Source organism: Colwellia sp., from assembly GCF_013215345.1.
In the GTDB taxonomy this organism is placed as follows: Bacteria; Pseudomonadota; Gammaproteobacteria; order Enterobacterales; family Alteromonadaceae; genus Colwellia.
Genome location: NZ_JABSOV010000184.1, coordinates 1 through 5,255 on the forward strand (window position 1 = coordinate 1; position 5,255 = coordinate 5,255).

3 protein-coding genes, 1 tRNA gene and 1 pseudogene are annotated in these 5,255 nt (G+C 39.0%); 1 reads left to right on the forward strand and 4 read right to left on the reverse strand.

The genetic code is table 11. The annotated features are described in order from the left end of the window. The 4 genes and pseudogenes from HRT50_RS17570 to rlmKL all read right to left on the reverse strand — a co-directional run. Positions 1-199 (reverse strand): annotated as a pseudogene (locus HRT50_RS17570) (hypothetical protein); the annotation flags it as partial. Positions 200-325: 126 nt separating this feature from the next. After that, positions 326-2,251 (reverse strand): ATP-binding cassette domain-containing protein, encoded by a 1,926-nt coding sequence (locus HRT50_RS17575; protein WP_291616916.1) that lies wholly within the window; start codon positions 2,249-2,251, stop codon positions 326-328. A 35-nt stretch (positions 2,252-2,286) separates the two neighbouring features. Continuing rightward, entirely contained in the window at positions 2,287-2,550 is a 264-nt protein-coding gene (locus HRT50_RS17580; protein WP_291616919.1) for a glutaredoxin family protein, read from the reverse strand. A gap of 16 nt (positions 2,551-2,566) precedes the next feature. Continuing rightward, positions 2,567-4,717: a bifunctional 23S rRNA (guanine(2069)-N(7))-methyltransferase RlmK/23S rRNA (guanine(2445)-N(2))-methyltransferase RlmL gene (gene rlmKL / locus HRT50_RS17585; RefSeq protein ID WP_291616921.1), complete on the reverse strand. Its 2,151-nt coding sequence runs from the start codon at positions 4,715-4,717 to the stop codon at positions 2,567-2,569. 302 nt (positions 4,718-5,019) lie between these two features. On the opposite strand from rlmKL, the gene HRT50_RS17590 reads away from it, so the two are divergent. Then, positions 5,020-5,096, forward strand: a tRNA-Met gene (locus HRT50_RS17590). Positions 5,097-5,255: the final 159 nt, after the last annotated feature.

A 5,255-nucleotide genomic window follows, 5' to 3' on the forward strand; every position in this document is an offset into this window, starting at 1 on the left:
CAGGAAAATTATATGAGTTACTTCCCGATACAGCCATTACCCCGTTGACATTTTGTTTACCACCGTAGGTATAACCAATATTTTCTGCAGAGCCTTTATCAACTACTTTATAAGTAGCGGCGTGACTAAAGCTAAGAACACTAAGGCTTAAGGCACTTGTTACTGCTAACACCAATATATTTTTTGCAAATTGCTTCATACTACTTATTAACTCTTTATAGTTGTTCTGTTTAACTCGCTTTGATTTGTTTAATAAATATAAGTTAACACAAATCAAAGTCTATAATTTAACGCGTTGCCTGCAGAAAGCTAATGCTTACTTTTTTTACTCGTCATCTAACTCTTGCCATCTGGCATAGACGACTTCAAGGTTTGACTCTGTTTCTGCCAGCTGGTTCAAAACTTTTTGTGTTATTTTTTCGTCTTGACTGAAAAAAGCCGCATCATTCACTTGTGCTTGTAATTCATCAATCGAATTTTCTAATTGATCAATTTTTTCAGGTAACGCTTCAAGTTCACGCGCATCTTTAAAAGATAGTTTTTTATTCTTAACAGCAGGCTCTGTAGCCGCATTCTGTGTTTGCTTACTTTTATCTTCAGTTACTTTACTTTTCTGCTGAGCACCATCTGCCATACTTTGACGCTGTGTTTTTTTAAGTGCTAGATAATCATCAACATCATCATAACCACCAACAATCTGATTTACCTGACCTGTACCATCAAAATACAAACAAGTATTCACACAGTTATTAACAAAGTCACGATCATGGCTCACTAAAATAACGGTTCCAGCATAATTTGCAACAACTTCTTCAAGTAGCTCTAAGGTTTCAATATCAAGATCGTTGGTCGGCTCATCGAGAATAAGTAAGTTACTTGGACGTAAAAATAAGCGCGCCAGTAAGAGTCTATTTTTCTCACCACCCGATAAAGCACGAACCGGAGTACGAGCACGTTTAGGGCTAAATAAGAAGTCTTGCAAGTAACCAAGTACGTGACGAGAACGGCCATTAACCATAACCTCTTGTTTACCTTCACCAACAATTTCTTGCACAGTTTGATTTAAATCAAGGGCTTCTCTATGCTGATCAAAGTAAGCGATTTCTAGATTAACACCTGAGCGCATTTTACCACTGGTTGCCGCTTGATTTTCCATGATAAGCTTAATCAAGGTTGATTTACCGGTACCGTTAGCGCCTATAAACGCCAACCTGTCATTACGCGTAATAAGTAGGTTAAGGTTTTCAATCACTACATTATCACCAAAGGCTACGGTTACGTCTTCAGCTTCAAAGACTAACTTTCCAGATCGATCACCCTGAGTAATATTCATGGTGCTTTGATTACGCACATCACGACGCGCGGTACGCTCAAGACGAAGTTTTTCTAACGAGCGAACTCGGCCTTCATTACGAGTACGACGGGCTTTAACGCCTTGACGAATCCATACTTCTTCTTCAGCTAATTTTTTATCAAATAGCGCATTTTGTTGCTCTTCCACTTGTAAATCATGCTGCTTTTGCTCGATATATAAATCGTAATCACCCGGATAACTTTTTAATTTACCGCGATCAAGATCTAAAATACGGGTAGATAAACCACGGATAAACGCCCTATCATGGCTGATAAAAATTATAGTACCGGCAAAGTCTTTTAAGAATTGCTCTAGCCATAACACGCTTTCAATATCTAAATGGTTAGTTGGCTCATCGAGTAACAATATATCTGGACTGGTAACAAGTGCTTTAGCCAACGCTACTTTACGTAACCAACCACCAGATAAGTCGCAAATTTTCGCATCTGCATCCAATGATAAAGTAGTCATGGCTAACTCTATGCGCTGTTCGTCTAGCCAAGCATTGGCTTTTTCAAGCTCTTCTTGCACGTTTGCTAACTTGTTAAGGTTTTTGTCACTTGGGTCTTCGCCAATCAAGTGAATTAAGGCGTGATAACGACGGATAAGTTCGGCATTTTCTTTTACCCCTTCAGCAACGTAGTCAAATACAGAGATATCAGACGATTCTGGTGGATCTTGCTCTAACATAGACATTTTCATGGTACTAGACTTTAAAATCTGACCATCGTCTAAACCTTGCTTGCCCATTAATATCTTCATTAAAGTAGACTTACCGGCACCATTGCGACCAACTAAACAAATACGTTCGCCGGTTTGTATACTTAACTCTGCTTTATCTAATATTTTATCTTCGCCGAAGGCAAGCTCACCATTGGCTATTCTTAATAATTCCATAATTCTTCTTAACTTCTAATAAATTCTAATAATTGCTACAGGCTGAATTGCTCAACTTGTGCTTGGGTAAAAGGCCAAAACAATTTAATGCTTTTCCTGCTGTCTTGCGCTAGCTTTTCCAGTACGGGAATATGTACGCCATACAATTCAACCAATGTTTGCTCTTCATGAGCAACACGTTCGTTTTCTATAATATCAATTTCAGTTAGCTGTGCTCTCGGCAGTACCGCCAAACAGATAGCCAAGGCTTGCTCACATAGATGACAGCCTTCGCTGCCATATAAATTATATTTATTCATTATTGCTATTCACTACTTAGCTAGCTTTGCGCTTAATAGACCAGCTATTATGAATATGTTTATTACGGGCAAAATCTTTATCACGAGTAACATCTGACATAGCCTCTGCACTTAAGCCCAGCTTATCCAACGCATCAAAGTCAATTTTGAAATTACGCTTATTATTGGTGAAGAATATTTCCCCGCCTCTATTGAGTGACTTCAGTGCATCGGCTAATAACGTCACGTGATCACGCTGCACATCAAAGCTATCTTCCATACGTTTAGAGTTTGAGAAGGTTGGTGGATCGATAAAAATCACATCAAATTTATTGATATTCTTTTTCAACCAATCTAAACAGTCTGCTTGAATAAATTGATATTTATGGCCGCTTAATTTATTCAAAGCAAAATTATCTTGTGCCCAATTAAGGTAGGTATTTGACATATCAACCGTAGTAACTGATAACGCGCCATGCACGGCTGCTTGTACTGAAACCGAGCCAGTATAGGCAAACAAATTAAGTAGTGACTTGCCTTTAGATTTTTTCGCTACAATCTGACGGGTTTTACGATGATCTAAAAATAAGCCAGTATCAAGGTAATCCCATAAGTTAATCTTAAACTGGGCACCATGTTCATTGATAGTAAGAGATTGTTTCGATTTGTCTAAACGCTGATATTGATTACTGCCCCTTTGCTTAGCTCGGGTTTTCAAAACAACTTTGTCGAGAGGGATATCTAAAACCTTAGGTGCCCAATAAATAATTTCTTGTAGACGTTTCTTGGCTTTTTGTTCATCGATAGTTTTTGGTGCGGCATATTCTTGTATAACTAAATACTCACCATAAATATCAACAGCTGCATTATATTCAGGGATATCACCGTCATATAAGCGGTAAGCTTCAATTTCATTGGATTTTAACCAACCTTTTAAATTTTTACGGTTTTTCTTAAGGCGGTTAGCAAAAGCGCTATCTTGCTCGGCAAAATCAGATTGCGGGTTTACCGCATCTTTTGCCCTTTGCTTTTCATCAACATTGTATAAGGCTAATTGACAATCTAACGGGCCATTTTTAAATTTGTAACGTTTAAAACTCGACAGTTTCAACATAGCGAGTAAGTCGACATTCGCCGTTAATATTGCCACACGCCATTCCATAAACTGCGCTTTAAGCTTTTGACCAAATAAAACAAAGTTTTCGACTAGCTCAGGTAATTCACCAATACGTTCGCCATAAGGAGGGTTAAATAATACGGTACCCGGTCCGCCAAAAGTGTTATTCATATCGTTGGTGTTTTTACAGGAGAATTCAATATATTGTTGTAAACGTGCATTCCTGGCATTTTGTTGTGCCGTTTTTAATACCCGTGAATCGAGATCAATACCAAATACTTTAACGTTTTTCAGGGTCGCTAGTGATTGTTCAGAACTATCTATAGCTTGTGCTAATTGCTCTTCCCAGATGTCATTATCATGGGTTAGCCAAGACTCAAAGCCCCATGACACTCTATTAAGTGCCGGTGCTTGTTTGGCTGCCATGGCAACAGCTTCAATTAAAATGGTGCCTGAGCCACACATAGGGTCGACTAATGGCTTGCTGGTATCAGCTAACCAACCCGAACGTATTATCAACGCTGCCGCTAAGTTTTCTTTTAAAGGTGCCGCGCCGCTATGTTCACGATAGCCACGTTGGAATAAACCACGACCGGAAAAATCAAGAAAAATGTGAATATGATCTCTTAGTAAGCGAGCTTGAAAACTTATTTGTGGTGATTTTTTATCAACATTAGGACGTTCAAAACCTTGCTCTCTAAATTGATCAACTATCGCATCTTTAATGGTTAAGCCACCAAACTGGCTATTACGAATTTCTTCACTGTAACCAACAAAGTCAATGGCAAAGGTGGTTGTTGAATCAAAAATATCTGGCCAGTTAATACTGCTAGCAGCTTTAAATAACTCGTCTTTGTCTCTTGCTTCACCTTCGCCCAGTTTAAGCATGATACGAGTAGCAAGGCGTGTCCAAAGAGATATTTTATATCCCAACGCTAAAGAAGCTTGAAAATAAACGCCTTCTGGTTTTTGTACAACGCGGTCTGCGCCGAGGTTTTTTATTTCATCGAACAATAAAACTTCAATACCTGGAGAGGTTAAAGCTAAAAATTGGTGCATGGATTCTTTCATGGTGCATTTCCGGGGTAATGAGCAGAGTAAACTATGGGCGCGATTATATACATAAACGCAAAGCACATAAACAAAAGTTAGCTTTAACTAGTAGAAACCGCCTGATTTTCACGCGTTACGGATGACATTTGAGCGAACAGTATTATTTTGATAAAAGCGCTTGCTTTATCGATGCGCTATCCTTACTATACGCCTCGCTTTCAGGGAGTAACCTTTTTGAAAGAAACTTCTCGCAATAAGAAGTAAAATATTGTGGCTTGTTTAAGCATCTACTAGCAATAGTAATTCTTAAACCATTCGGACGCGGGATGGAGCAGCCTGGTAGCTCGTCGGGCTCATAACCCGAAGGTCGTCAGTTCAAATCTGGCTCCCGCAACCAACTTGTCTTTTTAAAGAGATAAGTATAAAAATTAAATTCTTAAGTTTGAATTAAAACAACTTGGCTTCCTACTTTAAGTAGGTCATTCGGACGCGGGATGGAGCAGCCTGGTAGCTCGTCGGGCTCATAACCCGAAGGTCGTCAGTTCAAATCTGGCTC

Excerpts from the sequence above, each read along its gene's own strand:
- HRT50_RS17580 (WP_291616919.1), bottom strand. The coding sequence starts at position 2,550 with ATGAATAAATATAATTTATATGGCAGCGAAGGCTGTCATCTATGTGAG.
- HRT50_RS17575 (WP_291616916.1), bottom strand. The coding sequence starts at position 2,251 with ATGGAATTATTAAGAATAGCCAATGGTGAGCTTGCCTTCGGCGAAGAT.
- rlmKL (WP_291616921.1), bottom strand. The coding sequence starts at position 4,717 with ATGAAAGAATCCATGCACCAATTTTTAGCTTTAACCTCTCCAGGTATT.